The organism is Pseudoduganella sp. R-43 (assembly GCF_049913255.1).
Classification (GTDB): Bacteria; Pseudomonadota; Gammaproteobacteria; order Burkholderiales; family Burkholderiaceae_D; genus Rugamonas.
The window spans coordinates 1,716,976-1,736,003 of sequence record NZ_CP183988.1; the positions used below are offsets into that span (position 1 = coordinate 1,716,976).

General features: G+C 63.6%; 12 protein-coding genes. 9 read left to right on the forward strand and 3 right to left on the reverse strand.

What is annotated here, in order from left to right; all coding sequences use genetic code 11:
* The first annotated feature begins 86 nt into the window (after window positions 1-86).
* Window positions 87-2,402, forward strand: coding sequence for a DNA polymerase II (locus ACN9M3_RS08050; protein WP_426321669.1), 2,316 nt, complete (start codon window positions 87-89; stop codon window positions 2,400-2,402).
* Here the strand turns inward: ACN9M3_RS08050 and ACN9M3_RS08055 are convergent.
* The 3 genes from ACN9M3_RS08055 to ACN9M3_RS08065 form a co-directional block, all read right to left on the reverse strand.
* Window positions 2,399-2,941, reverse strand: coding sequence for a hypothetical protein (locus ACN9M3_RS08055; RefSeq protein WP_426321672.1), 543 nt, complete (start codon window positions 2,939-2,941; stop codon window positions 2,399-2,401). The two genes, ACN9M3_RS08050 and ACN9M3_RS08055, sit on opposite strands and share 4 nt — an antisense overlap.
* Window positions 2,942-3,119: 178 nt before the next feature.
* Window positions 3,120-4,022, reverse strand: a complete 903-nt coding sequence (locus ACN9M3_RS08060; RefSeq protein ID WP_426321674.1) for a DMT family transporter — start codon at window positions 4,020-4,022, stop codon at window positions 3,120-3,122.
* A 58-nt stretch (window positions 4,023-4,080) separates the two neighbouring features.
* Entirely contained in the window at window positions 4,081-4,845 is a 765-nt protein-coding gene (locus ACN9M3_RS08065; protein ID WP_426321676.1) for a helix-turn-helix domain-containing protein, read from the reverse strand.
* A gap of 147 nt (window positions 4,846-4,992) precedes the next feature.
* On the opposite strand from ACN9M3_RS08065, the gene ACN9M3_RS08070 reads away from it, so the two are divergent.
* The 8 genes from ACN9M3_RS08070 to ACN9M3_RS08105 all read left to right on the forward strand — a co-directional run bounded on the left by ACN9M3_RS08070 (window position 4,993) and on the right by ACN9M3_RS08105 (window position 19,021).
* On the forward strand, window positions 4,993-5,745 hold the full coding sequence (locus ACN9M3_RS08070) for a carbohydrate-binding family 9-like protein (protein WP_426321678.1): 753 nt from the start codon (window positions 4,993-4,995) through the stop codon (window positions 5,743-5,745).
* A 218-nt stretch (window positions 5,746-5,963) separates the two neighbouring features.
* Window positions 5,964-9,062: a TonB-dependent receptor gene (locus ACN9M3_RS08075; RefSeq protein WP_426321680.1), complete on the forward strand. Its 3,099-nt coding sequence runs from the start codon at window positions 5,964-5,966 to the stop codon at window positions 9,060-9,062.
* A 63-nt stretch (window positions 9,063-9,125) separates the two neighbouring features.
* Window positions 9,126-10,646, forward strand: a complete 1,521-nt coding sequence (locus ACN9M3_RS08080; RefSeq protein ID WP_426321682.1) for a tryptophan halogenase family protein — start codon at window positions 9,126-9,128, stop codon at window positions 10,644-10,646.
* Window positions 10,643-13,291: a beta-mannosidase gene (locus ACN9M3_RS08085; protein WP_426321684.1), complete on the forward strand. Its 2,649-nt coding sequence runs from the start codon at window positions 10,643-10,645 to the stop codon at window positions 13,289-13,291. The genes ACN9M3_RS08080 and ACN9M3_RS08085 overlap by 4 nt, the downstream gene beginning before the upstream one ends.
* A gap of 191 nt (window positions 13,292-13,482) precedes the next feature.
* On the forward strand, window positions 13,483-14,469 hold the full coding sequence (locus ACN9M3_RS08090) for a LacI family DNA-binding transcriptional regulator (protein WP_426321685.1): 987 nt from the start codon (window positions 13,483-13,485) through the stop codon (window positions 14,467-14,469).
* A 19-nt stretch (window positions 14,470-14,488) separates the two neighbouring features.
* Complete coding sequence (locus ACN9M3_RS08095; RefSeq protein ID WP_426169617.1) at window positions 14,489-15,703, forward strand: AGE family epimerase/isomerase; 1,215 nt, start codon at window positions 14,489-14,491, stop codon at window positions 15,701-15,703.
* Complete coding sequence (locus ACN9M3_RS08100; protein ID WP_426321686.1) at window positions 15,696-16,619, forward strand: carbohydrate kinase family protein; 924 nt, start codon at window positions 15,696-15,698, stop codon at window positions 16,617-16,619. The genes ACN9M3_RS08095 and ACN9M3_RS08100 overlap by 8 nt, the downstream gene beginning before the upstream one ends.
* Complete coding sequence (locus ACN9M3_RS08105) at window positions 16,619-19,021, forward strand: GH92 family glycosyl hydrolase (RefSeq protein WP_426321688.1); 2,403 nt, start codon at window positions 16,619-16,621, stop codon at window positions 19,019-19,021. The genes ACN9M3_RS08100 and ACN9M3_RS08105 overlap by 1 nt, the downstream gene beginning before the upstream one ends.
* Window positions 19,022-19,028 lie beyond the last annotated feature (7 nt).

Genomic DNA, 19,028 nt, shown 5'->3' on the forward strand with positions numbered 1-19,028 from the left:
GCTCTTGATACAAGGCAACATACTATTCTAGCAATGTTATTTTAATGTTGCAAGTGTACTGTGCTTGCATACAGTATAATTTCAGCATGCCTGGTTTTATCCTCACCCGCGCCTGGCGCGACGCCCGCGACGGCACGGAAATCGAGTTCTGGCTCGCGACCGACGACGGCCCCCGCAAAATATTGCTGACAGCACAAGCTTCGGTGGCTTTCGCCGAGGCTTCGCTGCGCGAAACGATTGCGACCCTGGTGGCGGGCATGCCGGGCATCGACATTCGCGAAGTTGCACTCAAGACATTCCAGCGCGAGCCGGTGGTCGGCATCTACGCCAGCCATTACAAGCAGTTGCTGGCGCTGGAGCGCAAGCTGGGCGAGCGCGGCATCCGCCTGTACGAGGCGGACATCAAGCCGCCGGAACGCTACCTGATGGAACGCTTCATCACGGCCGGCGTGGACTTCGAGGGTGGCAAGCTGCGTCCCGCGCCGGCATACCGCCCGCACCTGCGCATGGTGTCGCTTGATATCGAAACCAGCGCTTTCGGCGACCTGTACTCGATCGCGCTGGAAGGCTGCGGCCAGCGCCAGGTCTACATGCTGGGCGAACAGCCGGCCGCGCCGCCCGCGGTGGATTTCGACCTCGAATACTGCCCGACCCCGCGTCGCGTGATCGAGAAACTCAACGAGTGGTTCCGCGTGCACGATCCGGACGCCATCATCGGCTGGAGCGTGGTGCAGTTCGACCTGCAAACGCTGCAAAAGAATGCCGAAAAATACAAGGTGCCGCTGCTGCTGGGCCGTGAAGGCCGTCCGGTCGAATGGCGTACCCACCAGGCGCGCGACGGCTACGTGTTCGCCACCATTCCTGGCCGCATCGCCATCGACGGCATCGAGGCCTTGCGCGCCGCGTCATGGAGTTTCCCTTCCTTCAGCCTGGAGAACGTGTCGCAAGCCTTGCTGGGGGAGGGCAAGGAAATCGGCAGCGACTACGACAAGATGGCCGAGATCGAGCGCCGCTTCCGTGAAGACAAGCCGGCCCTGGCCACCTACAACCTGAAAGACTGCGAGCTGGTGACGCGCATCTTCGAGAAGACGCGCGTGATGGACTTCATCCTGGAGCGCTCCCACGTGACGGGGCTGGTGCCCGACCATATGGGCGGTTCGATTGCCGCTTTCAGCCACCAGTACCTGCCGCGCATGCATCGCGAAGGCTATGTGGCGCCGAATGTCGGCGAAATTCCGGCCGTGGCGTCGCCCGGCGGCTTCGTGATGGATTCACGCCCCGGCCTGTACGACTCGGTGGTGGTGCTGGACTTCAAGAGCCTGTATCCGTCCATCATCCGCTCCTTCCTTGTCGACCCGGTCGGCATGGTCGAAGGCGAGGCGGAGGCGGAAGCCGGCGGCGATTCCGTACCCGGCATGCGCGGCGCCCAATTCTCGCGTACCCGCCACTGCCTTCCTGCCATCACCACCCAGCTCTGGCAGGGCCGCGATGCCGCCAAGCGCGAAAAGAACGATGCCCTGTCGACCGCGCTCAAGCTGCTGATGAATTCCTTCGTCGGCGTGCTCGGTTCCACCGACTGCCGCTTCTACCACCCGCAGCTGATTTCCTCCGTCACCTTGCGCGGCCACGAACTGCTCAAGCTCACGCGAGAGCTGGTGGAAAAGGAGGGCTATGAAGCGATCTACGGCGATACCGACTCCATCTTCATCTGGCTCAAGCGGCCGCATGAAACGGAGGAGGCGCTTGCAATTGCGCGCGCGCTGGTTGCCAAGATCAACAAATGGTGGAAGGATCGCTTGCACAGGAAATACAAGCTGCAGAGCTACCTGGAGATCGAGTTCGATACGTACTACCGGAAGTTTTTCATGCCGACGATCCGCGGTACCGACATGGGCAGCAAGAAGCGCTATGCGGGACTGACCAGCGACGGCGACATCATTTACCGCGGCCTGGAAGTGGCGCGCAGCGACTGGACCCCGCTGGCGCAGCAATTCCAGCAAGGCCTGTTTGCCCGCATTTTCCGCAACGAGCCTTACCAGGACTTCGTGCGCGAATATGCGCGCGATACGCTGTCCGGCGCCCACGATGAACTGCTGGTGTACCGCAAGCGCTTGCGCCATCGTCTCGACGAATACCAGGTCAACGTGCCGCCGCAGGTGCGCGCCGCGCGCCTGGCCGATGAATTCAACAAGGCACAAGGCCGGCCGCTGCGCTACCAGAACGGAGGCCGTATCAGCTATGTCGTCACCACCAGCGGACCGGAGCCGCTGGAAGTGCAGCGCTCACCGATCGATTACCAGCACTATCTCGACAAGCAACTGCAGCCGATCGCCGACGCCATCCTGCTGCCGCTGCACGACAGTTTCGCTGCCCTGACCACGGCGCAGCAGGCACTGTTTTAGTTGCGCGGCATCGACAGGCGCATGACCCATTTGGTGAAGAACAGCAGCAAGACAGTGCCGGCCAGGTCGCCCAATGCCATCACGGCAAAGCCTTGCAGCAGGTGGCCGCGCCCCTCGTACAGGGCAAACCAGATGTGGTGCAGCAGGGGGCTGGCCACGGAATAGGCGAAAGCGCACGCCAGCACCTGCCAGGCGGCCAGGCTGGCGAGCGAGCCTTGCAGGTCGAGCCAGCGCCTGGCGCCAAGGTAGACCAGGTAGGGCGCCGCGCTGGCCAGGATGCCGCCGGCAAAGGCACGCACAGGATCATGCGGGAAGAGGACGAGGAAGCAGTAAAGCCAGGAAACGGCCAGCAGGCCTATCGCGCCTGCTTCGGCAAAAAGCAGGGTGGCCAGCAAGCGCACGCCGGCCGGCAGGTAGATCCAGTTGATCCCTTCGGCGAACTCGAGTTGCTTGAACAGCAGTTCATTGATCAGCAGCGCGGCGCCGAACATGACCATTGTGGCGAGGATCATGGAAAGGTTCTGGCGGATGCTTGCCATGCTGATAGCTTGTCGTGGACGAATCGCCAAATCTTACCGAAAATGCGTGGCCCGGCGCAATCAGCCGTCAAATGGCCATGACAAATTGCGCGCCCCCAGCAACAGAGCAGCGATCGTGCATCAATGCTGCATTGCGATGCACAAGCTGCCCGGCCGTCGCGCCGGGCGTGCGTCGCCGTCAGCTTGAGGCATTCCTCCCGTGGGCTAGCGCGCAGGTGGCCACGCCTGCCACAAGCAAGGCCATTGCAGCGGTCTCGATTGCGGTTGGCCAGCGCGCTTCCCAAAGGAAGCCATACAGCGCCGCAAACAGCGTCTCGAACACGATCATCTGGCCGGTCAGCGTCAGCGGCAAGGCACGGCTGGCATAGTTCCAGAAACCGTTGCCGATGATGGAACAGAGTATGGCAACGCTGGTCACGACCGCTGCGAAGTACAGCCATTCCGAATTGCTGTGCTGCGGCGCTGCGGACGACAGGGCCGGCACCGCCAGCAGCAGCGCTTCGGCGCCGGTGACCAGGCCGGTGAGCATGCTCCATTCATGCGGCGTGACGGTCCCGAGGCGCGCCAGCCAGCGGCTGTTGCCGACTGCGTAAGCCGTCCAGGAAGCGAGGGCGCCGCTGGCATACAGCACGCCAGCCAGCGATCCGGTTTGAAGGTGCTGCCAGCTGATGCAAAACAGGCCTGCGGTGCTGAGGGCAATCGAAGGCAGCAGGCTGCGCAAGGGGACGGCGCCGGCATCGCGGCTGCCGACCAGGGTGATCACCACCGGCAGCAGGCCGATCACGATCGAGGCCATGGCGATGCCGCCAGTCTGCACCGCCTGCGCCAGGAAAAAGTAGTAGACGATATTGCCCGAGAAACTGAGCCAGGCGAGCGCCTTCCACTCGCGCCAGGCCAGCCTGGCGAACAGGCCGCGCCACGAGCGCGATACCAGGATGGCTGCGATCAGGCCGTAAGCGACGTAGCGCCCAGCCGAGAGCTGGATCGGCGTGAAGCCGCGCGTCAGTTCGGGCGCGAGAAAAACCAGTCCCCAGAATGCACCGGCGATGATGCCGGCAATAATGCCAAGTGAAATATTCAACGTCCATCTCCCAAATGGGACATGGTGGACGTCGCGCACTGCATGGTCTTGGCGCGGCCTACTGGATTTTTGTCGCAGGCTCCCGTCCCTGGCGACGATACGCCGCCGGCGTGGTGTCGAGCCGGCTGCGCATGGCGCGGGTGAGGGCGCTCTGGTCGCCGAAACCGCTATTCAATGCAATGTCCGCAATTGGCAGGCCGGTATGGCGCAGCAGTTCGCAGGCGCGATTGAGGCGCATGGAGAGAAGCCAGGCGCGTGGGCTGGTATTCAGCTGGTCCTGGAACAAGGCGTGCAGGCGGCTTACGCTCATGCACGCAAACTGCGCCATCGACTCGGTCGTCCAGGGCAGTGCAAGATTGGCTTCAGTATGCGCCAGCAGGGCGGCCAGGCGCGATTGCAGGCGTGGCGGCTCAAGCATGAGCGTATCCAGCATCAGCGGAACCCAGCCCTGGAGCAGCGATGGCGGCGCGGCGTGCGCTGCGACGGAAAGCTGCATGAACTCGACCAGTTTGCGCGCCGCAGGGCTGATGTCGGCAAATGGCCGCTGCGCGATGCGCTCCCAGATCGGGTGCACCATGGTGGCTTGGTCGACGTCGACGATCAGGGAGTGATTCGCCACGGCGCTCTGCTGCGAATGCCATGCACCCGCCACGACGACAGCACCTCTCAAGGGATTCAGGAGCGCGCCTTTGCCTTCGATGTCGAGCTCCACTTCGCCGGACAGTGGCAGCACCAGCTGGGCAAACGCGTGCTGGTCCGCCGCCCACCGCTCGCCGTAGCTGCGGATGTCGATAGCGGAGGAAGGCGGATGGATGATAGGCACTGCGACACCTGAAATGCTGGATTGATGGCTCCAGTTTACTAAAGTTCGCTAAAGTGTGGCCAGAATGTGCGGAGCCTGTTGAACAGGTCTTGTCTCCTTGCTATAACTTTTGCCGAGACATGGAGGGACACCTGGATGAAGGAAGTTGTGACAGCATTCGCGGCCCTGCTGGCCGCCGCCATTCCTGCCGTGGCCGCGGATTCCTCGCCGCTTGCCTATGAATGCCTGCGGGCTGCGAGCCCGATCATTATTGACGGAAGGCTGGACGACCCTGCATGGAAAAATGCGCCATGGACTTCCGATTTTGTCGACATCGAAGGCGAGCGCAGGCCCAAGCCGAAATTCCGCACCCGCGTGAGAATGCTGTGGGACGACCAATACCTGTATATCGCGGCCGAACTCGAAGAGCCGGAGGTGAAGGCGACGCTGACCCAGCGCGACTCGGTCATTTTCAAGGACAACGATTTCGAGGTCTTCATCAAGCCGCTGCCTGCCACCAAAAGCTATTACGAATTCGAGATCAACGCCCTCAACACGGGCTGGGACCTGCACCTGCCCAAGCCTTACAACGAAGGCGGACAAGCGGATAACAGCTGGGACATCAAGGGACTGAAGACGGCCACCGCCGTGTACGGAACCCTGAACCGGTCCGGCGACAAGGACCGGGGCTGGAGCGTGGAAATCGCCTATCCGCTGGATGCCTTCGCCTCGCGCCAGGCAGTGCCGCATCCCCGCCCTGGCACCACCTGGCGCATCAATTTCAGCCGAGTGGAATGGACCGCGGGCCAGCCAAAGGAGGACAACTGGGTATGGGCGCCGCAAGGCGTGATCGACATGCACGTGCCCGGCCGCTGGGGCTACCTGCGCTTTTCCGAAAATATTTCCACACTAAACAAATAGTCGCAAATCCGCCGCACTCTTGTTTACTAATCAAAACTAAACTTCATTCATTCTCTGAAAGTTTGTTGAAGTGCCATAGCCTCCTTTGTAAGAATTCTCCTTGAGTGGACGCGATCCCATCGATGTGCAGACGGCATCATCGTCGTTTAGTAAATCGAGGATCCGAGGCTTGCTACCGCGATATAAAGCCCGCAAGAGGGCATAACCAGGAGACCCGCATGACGTTCAGAACCCATCTCGCATCACGGCAGCGCGGCTGCCGCGCGACGCCCATCGCCATGGCGGTGAGCGTGGCACTGCTTTCCCTTGCAAGCGCCCAGGCGCAGACCGCGTCCACCGGGCAGGCGTCCGAGCAAAAGGCCGACCCGAATACCGTGGTCGTTACCGGTTACCGCTATGCGATCGAGAAGAGCCTTGACCAGAAGCGAGACGCCAATTCGATCGTTGAAGTGATCACCGCCGAAGATATCGGCAAGTTCCCGGACAAGAACGTGGCCGACGCGCTGCAGCGCGTGCCGGGCGTGGTGGTGACCCGCAGCGGCGGCGAGGGCAAGAACGTCAGCGTGCGCGGCCTGTCGTCGGAACTGACCCTGACCCAATTGAATGGCAACTATATCGCCACCGCAGAATCGAATGGCGATCCATCGCGCTCGTTCAATTACACGCTGCTGCCATCGAATATGCTGTCCAGCGCGGAACTGTTCAAGACCCCGGAAGCGCGCATCGATGAAGGCGGAGTTGGCGGTACCGTGATCTTGCATACCCGCCGTCCGCTGGAAGTAAAGTCCGGTTCCGGCTTCGTTTCCGCCGAGGGCACCTGGGCCGACACCACCAGGAAGACCGACGGCCAGTTCTCCGGCCAGTACGCCTGGCACGACGAGGACAACCGCTTCGGCATCCTGGTCGGCCTGACCAGCCAGAAGCGCACCACCCGCACCATGGGCGCCAGTACTGAGAACTGGCAATGGTATGGCGACGATTACGACGCCCACCCTGCCACCGACGTCAATGGCAAGCCTTCGGACCTGAGCTCTTACTGGTGGGGCCAGTCGGGCTTCTACGACCAGGGCGGCAAGTACTACGCCAACTTCATGATGCCGACTTCGGTCAACCTGAGCGTGAAGAACGAGGAGCGTGAACGCAAGGGCGGCCAGATGACGCTGCAGTTCAAGCCGGTCCGCAACCTGACCCTGACTGCCAATTACTTCCGTTTCGACCTGAAGCAGAATTCGCAGACCAATATCCTGAAGGTGCCTGAGTGGAATTTGGCCCGCTACAGCGGCGACGGCAACTGGCCGGGCGGCCGCATGCTGGATGGCCTGACTTTCGACCGCAGCGGCACCCTGGTGACCGGTGCGCAGTACAGCGTCCACCCCGGCAAAGCCTATTATTGCAGCGAGGCGCAAGCGGCGGCGGCCGGCCAGCAGCCTGGCGGCTGGGGCCCGGACGATTGCACCATTCCGACGCCGCAAATCACCGGCAGCTACAACCACGAGAAGTCGCTGTCGCAGACCGCCGACTTCGAAGCCGAATGGCGCGGCAAGTCGATGGACGGCATTTTCAAGTTCGGCCGTACCTGGGCCAACGGTGGCCCGCAAATGCAGATGACGATGCCGATCAAGCCGCGTGTCCAGAATGCGGACGGCAGCTGGACCCTCGGCAACTACGCCAGCTCCTGGAACACAGTCGGCACGCCGGCCATGGTGTTCTCGCCGGAGCTGATGGCCAACCTGGCCAAGGGCATCGGCGAAATCGACCTCGGTTCCACCTCATCCTCGTGGACGAAGAACAGCACCCAGCAGAAGTACGCCCAGGCCGACATGACCTGGCATGCCGACAGCAACTGGCTGGATTCGCTGCAGTTCGGCGCCAAGTATCGCAAGGGCGGCACCCATCGCGCCACCGGAAACAACTACTGGGTTTGCAAGGGCGCGGATCCAAAGGATTACGACATGCGCTACCAGGCAGGCTGCGATTCGAGCGCGAACAAGTTCCAGCCGCAGTTCCTGTACGGCCAGTCCCTGGGCAACCTGGCAGGCGGCATCAATGCCAGCGCATTCCCGGCGATTGACTACCCGGCCTATATCTCTTTCCTGAACCAGAACTATGGCCAGATGCAGACGCGTAACGAAGACAACTTCGTCTACAACGTGGACGAAAAGATCTCTTCGGCATATCTGCAGGCCAATGTGAAGGCCGATCGCCTGCGCGGCAACGTCGGCGTGCGCCTGGTGCGTACCCGGCAGCACGCCGATTCGACCGACCAGGTGGAAAGCTACAAAGACTACTTCTTCAACGGCGCCAATGGCAGCCCGGCACCTTGCCAGGCCGGCGGCTTGCCGGCTGCCGGCGCGCCTGCCGGTTCCGGCTGCACCAGCGGCTTTACCCGCCTGCCGGACAGCATCGCCCGTGATTCGTCGTTCGTGGTCAGCTCGCTCGACCGTACCTACAACGACGTGCTGCCAAGCTTTAACCTGGCCTATGACCTGACCTCGAACCTGCTGCTGCGTGCCGCCGCCTCCAAGGTGATCTCGCGTCCAAGCTACAACGACATCGCTTCGCCAGGCGCCCTGCGCTATTACAGCCAGGAGTACGTCAACGACCGCCGCCTGATCGGCGGCGGCGACCAGCAAGGCTGGTTCGGCGAAGGCAGCAACAAGCAGCTCGAGCCCTACAAGGCCAAGCAGGTCGACTTGGGCCTGGAGTGGTATTTCCATCGCGGCTCGGTGCTCGGCATCGACTTGTTCCGCAAGAACGTCAGCAACTTTGCGGTGCCGGTGGTGCGCGACGTGACCCTGAACGTGGGCGGCCAGAACGTGACCGTGCAGCGCTACTCGACCAGCGCCGGCGGCCGCGACGGCGTGTCGAAAGGCGTTGAGCTGTACGCCCAGCATACGCTGGACATGGGCCTGGGCTTCCAGTTCAACTACACCTACAACAAGACCAACCAGGCCGACATCACGATGGAAGATGGCACCAGGATCGGCAAGTCGCCGCTGGTCGGCAGCGCCAGGAACCAGGTGAACCTGACCGTGTTCTACGAGACCGACAAGTTCCTGGCGCGTGCGTCGTACAACCGTCGCGGCGAAGTGGTCGATGGCCTGGTCAACGGCTTGAACGTGTATGAAGAGCCGTACTACCAGGTCGACCTGAACGTGGCCTACAACATCACCAGGGAGTTGAGCCTGACCGCCTCGGTGCTGAACCTGACCAGGGAAGAGACGCGTTCCCACCTGGGTAACGACACCAAGGACCGCTTCTACTCCAACGGTTATGCCGGCCGTATTGCCTACTTTGGCTTGAACTACAAGTTCTGATGCTTCCCTCTTTCCTCCCCATGCCGTGCGGCTGGGGAGGTTTTTTCCTGTTTTGGGCCTGCCATGAACCAGCACAACCGAATCAGCAAGATCACCATCGCCGGCGGAGGGAGCGCAGGCTGGCTGGCCGCGGCAGCCCTGGCCACCTACCTCGGCAAGGGAGCCTCGGTGCGCCTGGTCGAGTCCGAGGAAATCGGCATCGTCGGCGTAGGCGAGGCGAGCGTGCCGCATATCCGCCTGTTCAATGGCCAGATGCTCGGCATCGATGAAGCAGAGTTCATGAAGCGCACCCAGGGCACGATCAAGCTCGGTATTGAATTCAAGGACTGGAGCCGCATCGGCGACAGCTATATCCATGGCTTCGGCACCATAGGCCGCTCGGTCGGGCCGCTGCCTTTCCACCAGTTCTGGCTGAAACTGTTCCAGTCCGGGCGCGCCGCGCCCATTGGAGAATACTCGCCGCAAACCGTGATGGCGCCGCAAGGCAAGTTCGCGCCCGGCGATCGCCGTGCAGCCCAGGGCTCGCCGCTGGCCGACATCGCCTATGCCTACCATTTCGACGCCAGCCTGTATGCGCGCTTCCTGCGCGAGCTGGGCGAGCAGCGCGGAGTGCAGCGCATCGAAGGCAAGATCGTTGGCGTCAAGCAGCGCGCCGACGACGGCTTTATCGAATCGGTGACGCTGGAAAGCGGCCAGGTAGTCGATGGAGAATTGTTCATCGATTGTTCCGGCTTCCGCGCGCTGCTGATCGAGCAGACGCTGAAAACCGGCTATGTGGACTGGTCGCACTGGCTGCCATGCGACCGCGCCATGGCCGTGCCTTGCGAAGGCGTGGCGCCGATCGCACCGTACACGCGTTCCACCGCCCGCACGGCAGGCTGGCAGTGGCGCATCCCGCTGCAGCACCGCACCGGCAATGGCTATGTATATTCGAGCCGGCATATCAGCGATGACGAAGCGGCTGCGACCCTGCTGGCGAACCTGGACGGCAAGGCGCTGGCCGAGCCGCGTGCGCTGCGCTTCACTACCGGCATGCGCCAGAAATTCTGGAACAGGAATGTGGTGGCGCTGGGGCTGGCCAGCGGTTTCCTCGAACCGCTCGAATCCACCAGCATCTACCTGGCGCAATCGGGCATTACCCGCCTGCTGGGGCTTTTCCCCAAGCGCGACTTCAACCCCTTGCTGGCGGAGCGCTTCAACCGCGAATCGGCGTTCGAATATGAACGGGTGCGCGATTTCCTGATCCTGCACTACAACGCCACCGAACGCAACGACTCGCCGTTCTGGGACTACTGCCGCACCATGCCCGTCCCTGACAGCCTGCGCGAGACGGTCGACTTGTTCCGCTGCGATGGCCGCTATTTCCGCAACGGCGAGGATTTCTTCGCCTTGCCAAGCTGGGTGCAGGTGATGCTGGGGCAGCGCATCATGCCGCAAGGCTATCATCCGATCGTCGACGACATGCCCGAAGAAAAGCTGGTTGACGTGGTCGAAAGCATGCGGGCGATGCTGGCCAATGCGGTCGACGCGATGCCGGTCCACCAGGATTGGATTGAGCGCCACTGGAAGGCGGCCGCGCCATGAGCACCCACCTGTACTGGCGTTCCCTGGCGGCCCTGATGCTGGGCCTTTGCCTTGCCGTGGTCGCCGTTGTGGCGACGGCTGCCACGCCAGGGCGCAGCGTAATCGATGGCGGTTGGGCCTTCCGCCTCATGCCCGGCAACGCGCAGCTGGCTGCGCATCCCGAAGCCTTGCCATGGCATGCGGCGAAAGTGCCAGGTACCGTGCATACCGACCTGCTTGCGAACAAGCTGATCCCCGATCCCTACGTTGGCGCGCCGGAAGCCGGCTTGCAATGGATCGGCCTGGCGGACTGGGAATACCGCACCCGTTTCGAGGCACCGCGCAGGGCAAAACGCAGCGACCTGGTATTCGAAGGCCTGGATACCTTCGCCGAGGTTTGGCTGAATGGAGAGAAGTTGTTCGAGGCGGACAATGCCTTCCGCACCTGGCGCATTCCGGTGCAGGACAAGCTGCGCGCGAAGGGCAACGAATTGCGCGTCGTCTTGCGTTCGCCGATCAGCCGCCTGCTGCCGGCCGTGCGGGCCATGCCGCGCAAGCTGGCCGGAAACTATCCCTCGCCCTATGGCGACGAATCGGCGGACGCGATGACAGCCAATTTCGCCCGCAAGCCGGGTTATCACTATGGATGGGATTGGGGGCCGCGCTACGTCAGCGCCGGCATCTGGCAACCGGTTGTGCTGGAAAGTTGGGACGCCGTGCGCATCGATAACCTGCAACTGAGGCAGGACCGCGTCGACCAGGCGCGCGCCGACATTGCCGCGGTCGTGCTGGCCGAAGCGGTGCGCGATGGCGCCTTCGACTTGCGCCTGTGGCAGGTCGCGCCGGACGGCAAGCGCTCGCTGGCGGCACTGCGACGCGTCGAGCTGCGCGCTGGCGACAACCGCATCGAACTTCCCGTGCGCATCGACCGCCCGCAACGCTGGTTCCCCAATGGATATGGGGCGCAGCCGCTGTACCGCTTCGAGCTGGAAATCGGCGACGGCAAGGCGGTTGCGGCCAGGGCCCGCGCCCGCACCGGTTTGCGCAGCGTCGCGCTGCGCCGTGAAGCGGACGACAAGGGCAGGAGTTTCTATTTCGAGGTCAACGGCATTCCGGTATTCGCCAAAGGTGCGAACAGCATCCCGTTCGACATGTTCCAGCCGCGCGTGGGCAAGGCGCAATTGCGCCGCGTGCTGCAATCGGCGCGCGACGCCAATATGAACTTCCTGCGCAGTTGGGGCGGCGGCTATTATGAAAGCGACGATTTCTTCGATCTCGCCGACGAACTTGGCCTGCTGGTATGGCAGGACTTCATGTTCGGCGGAGGCATGCAGCCGGCCTACGACGACGCCTTCCGCGCCAATGTGATCGCGGAAGCGCGCGACAATGTTCGGCGCCTGCGCAACCATCCGAGCCTTGTCCTGTGGTGCGGCAATAACGAGGAAGAAATCGCCTGGAAGTACTGGGGGCCGGGCAAGGCAATGACGGAAGCCGATCCGGAGTTCGCCGGCAAGGTGTGGAATGGCTATGTGCAGCTTTTCGGAACCGACCTGCGCAAGGTCGTGGCGGAAGAGGGGGGCGGGATTTCCTATTGGGCCAGCTCGCCCAGCGACGACCTGGCCGAAGTTGCCAATACGCCGGCCAGCGGCGACATGCATTACTGGGAAGTGTGGGGCAATCCGGCGTATCCGCCGTCGAAGTATCTGGAGATCACGCCGCGCTTCATGTCCGAGTACGGTTTGCAGGCGTGGCCGGTACAGCGCACGATCGAGGCTTTCGCCAGCCGTGGCCAGCAAGGCATCGCCACGCCGCTCATCGAGGCGCACCAGAAATTCATGGCAGGGAAGGGCAATGAACGCCTGATGAAGTACGTGAATTTCGAGTTCGGCGACCCGAAGGACTTTTCCAGTTTTGTCTATTTAAGCCAGGTGGCGCAGGCGGAAGGCATCGAGCTTGCAGCGTTGCACCATCGCGCCAGCCGGCCATACACAATGGGATCGCTGTACTGGCAACTCAATGACGTCTGGCCAGGAGCCTCGTGGTCGAGCGTGGACTGGTTCGGACGCTGGAAGGCGTTGCATTTCCATGCGCGCCGTTTCTACGCGCCTGTGGCCGTGGCAGCCCTGCGGAACGCTGAAGGCAGAACGAGGGTCAGCCTGCTCAACGACCGTACGCACCATGTGCGGGGCGAGCTGCGGCTGCGCCTGATGACGCTGGACGGCAAGCTGCTGCGTGACGAGCGCAAACCGGTGGAACTCGCACCGCTGTCGGCGTCGCAGTTGGCCAACTATAGCGACGCCGAGTTGCTTGGAAATGCTGATCCGGCGTCGACGGTCGCGGTCTTCGATTTGCAGTCGGAGGGCGAACCGGCCTCGCGCCGCGTGGTGTACTTCATGGCTGCCAAGGACATGCGCTGGCCCGATCCCGGCCTGCGCTCGGAATTGCGCCGGGACGGCGGCGGCGCCAGGCTCGCACTGCGCGCGACGAAGTTGGCCCGCGCAGTGTGGATCGACTTCGGCGACACCGATGCAGGGATTGCCGACAACGCGATGACGCTGCTGCCCGGGGAAGCCGTGGACCTGCACATTGCTTCCAGTGCCAGCCTGGCGACGCTGCGCACGGCGCTGCGACTGCGCTCATTGGCCGATGAGCTGCGTGTTTACTAAAACTGGCTAAAGATGATTGCTTCCGGCTGCTTTTGTTGACGCCTGCAAAAGGCGGCTGATATAAAACTTACCTATACCGGGAGCGAGAAAAGGCATTTCCGCTCGACGCTTGAAAGCGCCAGAATAGGCGTTTAATAAACTGAACATTGGAGACTCTTCATGCACTTGATTCCTTGCCCAGGGGTGCAGCCGTGAGCCAGGTCACTTTGCGCGACATCGCCGAAGCTACCGGGCTGTCGATCGGCACGGTCTCGCGCGCGCTGAAGAACCAGGCCGGCATGACCGAAGTCACCCGCAACCAGGTGCGCCAGGCCGCGGAGAAAATGGGCTACGACTTTGGACAGCTCAAGAAAGGGCGCATCCGCCGTATCGCCTTCCTCCTGCACAGCCAGCACAACACGCTGGCATCGAGCCAGTTCTATTCGCCGGTCCTGCATGGCGCGGAAGCGGCGTGCCGGCGCGAGGGTATCGCCCTGTCCTTCATCGCAGTAGGGCCGGCCGAACCGGTGCAGGGCCTGATCCGCGTGCACCAGCCAGACGCCATCCTGTGCGCAGGATTCTTCGAACCGGAAGTGCTGGCTGCCCTGCAGCAGTCCGGCAAGCCTATCGTGCTGGTGGACATGCACCGCCGCGGCTTCACTTCGGTCAACCCGGACAATGTGCGCGGCGGCTACCTCGCCACCCAGCACCTGCTGCGCTGCGGCCGCAAGCGCATCGCAATGATGTCCGGCTCGCTGGCCCACTACAGCATCCAGCAGCGCAACCGCGGCTTCCGCCAGGCGCTGTTCGATGCCAAGGTGTTTGCCGACCCGGAGCTGGAAGTCATCGTCCCTACCATGGGGGAGGGCGACGAGGCGGTGGTGGAAGCCATGCGCAGCCTGCTCAGTCTTCCCAAGCGGCCCGATGCCCTGTTCTGCTACAACGACAGCACCGCATTGGTCGCCATGAAGCATTGCCTGAACGAGGGCATGAAGATCCCGCATGACATTGCCATTGTCGGCTTCGACGATATCAGCAGCGCTGCCGCTGCCATTCCTCCGCTCAGCACTGTCCACGTCGACAAGGAGGACCTGGGGCGGGCGGGCATCGAATTACTGCTCCAGAAACCAGACGAAAACCCCTTTCAGATAACCATGCCAGTCGAATTGATCGTGCGCGAAAGCAGTTGCGACGACTAGCGTACCCACCAGGCCAAACATGAACAAACTCCCGAATTTCCGCAACCCGGACGTCCTGCTCGATCACGCGCGCCACACCATGCGCTTTTACCACCCGCGTGCGCTCGACCCTGCCGGCGGCCTGTATCACTACTTCAAGGATGATGGCACCGTCTACGACGCCGCGCACCGCCACCTGGTCAGCAGCACGCGCTTCGTGTTCACCTATTCCATGGCTTATCGCCATTTCCGCGATCCGGCCTACCTGGAGGGCGCACGCCATGCGTTGCGCTTCCTGCGCGAGGTGCACCGCGACCCGACGGGCAGCGGCTACGCCTGGATGCTCGATGGCCGTGACGTGGAGGACGGCACCCAGCACGCCTATGGCCAGGCCTTCGTGCTCCTGGCTTATTCGCATGCCACCATGGCCGGCCTGGAAGAGGCGCGCGGCTGGATCGGCGAAACCTTCGAGCTGATGGAAAAGCGTTTCTGGAACCAGCAAGACGGCCTGTACGCCGACGAAGCGAGCCGCGACTGGAGCGAGCTTTCGAGCTATCGCGGCCAGAACGCGAACATGCATGCCTGCGAAGCACTGCTGGCGGCGCACCAGGCCACCGGGGAGCTGCGCTACCTGGAACGGGCCTACACCGTGGCCTGCAACATCACCCAGCGCCAGGCTGCCCGTTGCGGCGGCCTGATCTGGGAGCACTACGACGCGAACTGGCAGCCGGACTGGCGCTTCAATATCGACGATCCGGAAAACCTGTTCCGCCCGTGGGGCTACCAGCCGGGCCACTTCACCGAGTGGGCCAAGCTGCTGCTGCAGCTGGAAGCGCGCGGCAGTGTGCTGGGCAAGGACCTGGGCTGGCTGCTGCCGACCGCGGAACGCCTGTTCCAGACCGCTGTGGACAAGGGATGGGATGCCGTGCATGGCGGCCTGGCTTACTCGCTGGCGCCTGACCTGACCGTGTGCGATCCGCACAAGTATTTCTGGGTGCAGGCCGAAAGCACGGCGGCTGCCGCTATGCTGGCCAAGCGCACCGGCAACGACGGGTACTGGGACTGGTACCAGCGCCTGTGGGCCTATAGCTGGACCCACTTCGTCGATCACGAGCATGGCGCCTGGTACCGCATCCTGTCCGGCGACAACCGCAAGCTGAGCGACGAAAAGAGCCCGGCCGGCAAGGTCGATTACCACACCATGGGTGCCTGCTATGACATCGTGGCGGCGCTGGGGGCGGGCGATCATGCATGACGCGCCAGTGATGCTGTGCGCTGGCGAGGCGCTGACCGACATGATTTACCAGGGCGACGAGCGCTGGGTCAGCCGCGTTGGCGGCTCGGTGTGGAACGTGGCGCGCGCGCTGGCCGTGCTGGGCGAGCGCACCGCCTTTGCCGGCGCAATCAGCCGCGATCGTTTCGGCGACGCCTTGTGGAGCGCCAGCGAGGCCGTAGGCCTGGACCTGCGCCTGCTGCAGCGCGTTGAACGCTCGCCGCTGCTGGCGATCGTGGAGCAGGGCGAGCCGCCGAGCTACTTCTTCATTGGCGACGATAGCGCCGACCTGCATTTCGATCCGGAGGCACTGCCTGAATACTGGTCGCGCGATTTGCGCTGGGCGCATTTCGGCGGCATCAGCCTGGCGCGCGAGCCGCTGGCGTCGAACCTGGTCGCGCTGGCCGAGAAGCTGAAAGAGCAGGGCGTGGCCATCAGCTATGACCCGAACTACCGCAACCTGATGGATGACCGCTACGCGCCAACCCTGCGCAGCATGGCCGAACTTGCCGACGTGATCAAGGTTTCCGACGACGACCTGCGCGGCTTGTTCCCCGGCGTGCCGCTGGATTCGGCCCTGCAGCAGCTGCGCGCCGCCGCGCCTTCCGCGTGCTGCTTGCTGACCCGCGGCGGCCAGGGCGCAAGCCTGTTCCATGGCGAGCAGCGTGCCGACGCGCGCGCGCCGGCGGTCTCGGTGGTCGACACGGTCGGCGCGGGCGATGCCAGCGTGGCCGGCCTGCTGCACAGCCTCGCACGCCATCCGGGCCGTTCGCTGCAGTCACACCTGCATGCGGCGCTGGCGGCGGGTTCCGCTGCCTGCCTGCAGTCCGGTGCAACCCCGCCGCCGCCCGCAGCCATGCAGCAGCTGTTCGAATTGCTTGAAGGAGAGGCACCGTAATGAAAGCAATCCGCTTTGCCATTCGCTCCGTCCTGCTGGCGGCATGCGCCCTGCCGCTGGCTGCAGCGCCGGCCGACATGCCGGTCAACACCTTCATCGGCACCCAGGACGAAGGCAATACCTTCCCCGGCGCCTCCGCACCCTTCGGCATGATCCAGGTCAGCCCGACCGGCGAACATTACGCCGGCTGGCACTATAGCGATGCGCGCATCCGCGGCTTTGGCCATTCCTTCCTGTCCGGCGCCGGCTGCTGGGAGCAGGGCGGCCAGCTTTCGGTGCTGCCGGTCACCGGCAGCATCGGCCCCGGCGGCGATTTCGACACCAAAAAGGCGGAAAGCTTCAATTACAAGCGCTATGCAGCCAACTACAGCCACGAAGGCGAAGTTGGCCAGGCAGGCTTCTACAAGGTGCAGCTCACCAGCTATGGCGGCATTACCGCCGAGGCCACAGCGCTGACCCGCGCAGCCGCGGAACGTTATACCTTTGCCCCCGGGACCGCCAGCGGCCACGTGCTGCTCAACCTGGGCCAGGCCAACGAGCGCCATTCCGTGGTCGGCAGCGAAGTGCGCGTACTGGACGAGCGCAGTGTCGAAGGCAAGATCGTCACCAGGAGTTTCTGCGGCGGCGCCCAGTACACCACCTGGTTCCGCATCGTGTTCGACCAGCCCTTCGTGGCCAACGGCATCTGGGATGACCGCGGCGGCTGGCCAGGCGTGAAGGGACCAAGCCAGCAAGGGGACAGCCGTCCGCATGGCGTGTGGCTGACATTCGACCTCAGGAACGGCCAGGCCGTGACGGCGGTCAGCGCCATTTCCCACGTTGACGCGGAAGGCGCACGCATCAACTTGAAGGCGGAAGGCATGGCCGGCGGCAAGCCGCTCACGTTCGACGCAATGCGGGCGCAGGCGCAGGCGGCGTGGCAGAAGGAACTGGGCACGGTCCGCATCGAAGGCGGCAGCAACGATGACCGCACCGTGTTCTACACCGCCCTGTATCATGCGCTGCTGCAGCCGCTGACGGGCAGCGATGCCGATGGCCGTTATCGCGGCTATGACGATGCGCTGCATAGCGCCAGGGACTGGACCTATTACGAGTTCTTCTCTCTGTGGGACACTTACCGCGCGCAGAACCAGTTGCTTGCCTTGCTGCGTCCGCAGCGCTCGCGCGACATCGCCAATTCCGTGCTGAAGATCCGCGAGCAGGGCGGCTGGCTGCCGCGCTGGGGCTACGCCAACTTCGACAGCAATGTGATGACTGGCGACCCGGTCACGCCGTTCCTGGTCGACCTGTGGCGCTTTGGAGCGTTGCAAGGACGTGAGCGCGAAGCGTACGCCGCGCTGCGCGAAAACGCCTTTGGCGTGCCGCCGTCGCGCATCCGCGCCGAGGGCCGCGCAGGCAATCCGAACTACCTGAGCCAGGGCTTTGTCCAGTATGACCGTGGCTTTGTCGCCAAGGGCATGGACATCGACCCGCACCACGGAGCGTCGGCGACGCTGGAATATGCGCTGGCCGACAGCTCGCTCGCGATCATGGCCAGGGCGCTTGGCCAACGCAAGGATGCAAAGCTGCTCGAACAGCGCGCCCTCAACTGGCGCAAGATTTGGGATCCGTCGGTTGTCGACGCACCAACCGGGCAGCGCGGCTTCCCGCGTCCGCGCACGCTGGATGGCAGCTGGTTCACCGACTTGAACGGCAGCTATGACCCGCGCGCCGAGCGCGGCTTCCACGAGGGCACCGCCTGGCAGTACCAATGGCTGGTGCCGCAGGACGTTCCGGGCCTGGCAGAGGCTATGGGCGGACGCGCCAAGGCCTTGCAGCGCCTCGACCAGTTCTTCGATTACGACGCCGTGCTGGCCGATCCGGCGGCCGTGCGCAAGTCGTGGGTGGTGGGCGCCTACAGCTACTACAGCCAGTTCCGCTACAACCCGAATAACGAACCGGACCTGCACGCGCCATGGATGTACACTCTGATGGGGCAGCCGTGGAAAACCACCACCGTGCTGCGCGCGGCGGAAACCCTGTTCGGTAACGGTCCCGGCGGCGTCACCGGCAACGACGACCTGGGCACGATGTCGGCCTGGTACCTGTTCAGTGCCCTGGGCCTGTATCCGGATGTGCCGGGCAGCGGCCGTTTCCTGCTGCACGCGCCGCGCTTTGCGCGCGCCGAGATCGACCTGCCGCAAGGCCGCACCCTGCGCATTGAAGCGCCGCAGGCCAGGCCGGGCGAGCGCCGCTTCGTGCAGTCGGTGCAGTGGGGCGGCCGGCCGCTGTCGCGCGTGTGGCTGGATTGGGAACAACTGCAGGGAGCTGGCACCCTGTCGTTCAAGCTTGCACCGCAGCCTGATACGGCCGGCTGGGGCACGCAGGGCCGTGACCTGCCGCGCCCACCAGCCGGCATGTAAACATAAA

Bases quoted from the DNA above. Each gene is read 5' to 3' on its own strand.
- ACN9M3_RS08050 (WP_426321669.1), top strand. From the start codon at position 87: ATGCCTGGTTTTATCCTCACCCGCGCCTGGCGCGACGCCCGCGACGGC.
- ACN9M3_RS08055 (WP_426321672.1), bottom strand. From the start codon at position 2,941: ATGGCAAGCATCCGCCAGAACCTTTCCATGATCCTCGCCACAATGGTC.
- ACN9M3_RS08075 (WP_426321680.1), top strand. From the start codon at position 5,964: ATGACGTTCAGAACCCATCTCGCATCACGGCAGCGCGGCTGCCGCGCG.
- ACN9M3_RS08080 (WP_426321682.1), top strand. From the start codon at position 9,126: ATGAACCAGCACAACCGAATCAGCAAGATCACCATCGCCGGCGGAGGG.
- ACN9M3_RS08085 (WP_426321684.1), top strand. From the start codon at position 10,643: ATGAGCACCCACCTGTACTGGCGTTCCCTGGCGGCCCTGATGCTGGGC.
- ACN9M3_RS08095 (WP_426169617.1), top strand. From the start codon at position 14,489: ATGAACAAACTCCCGAATTTCCGCAACCCGGACGTCCTGCTCGATCAC.
- ACN9M3_RS08100 (WP_426321686.1), top strand. From the start codon at position 15,696: ATGCATGACGCGCCAGTGATGCTGTGCGCTGGCGAGGCGCTGACCGAC.
- ACN9M3_RS08105 (WP_426321688.1), top strand. From the start codon at position 16,619: ATGAAAGCAATCCGCTTTGCCATTCGCTCCGTCCTGCTGGCGGCATGC.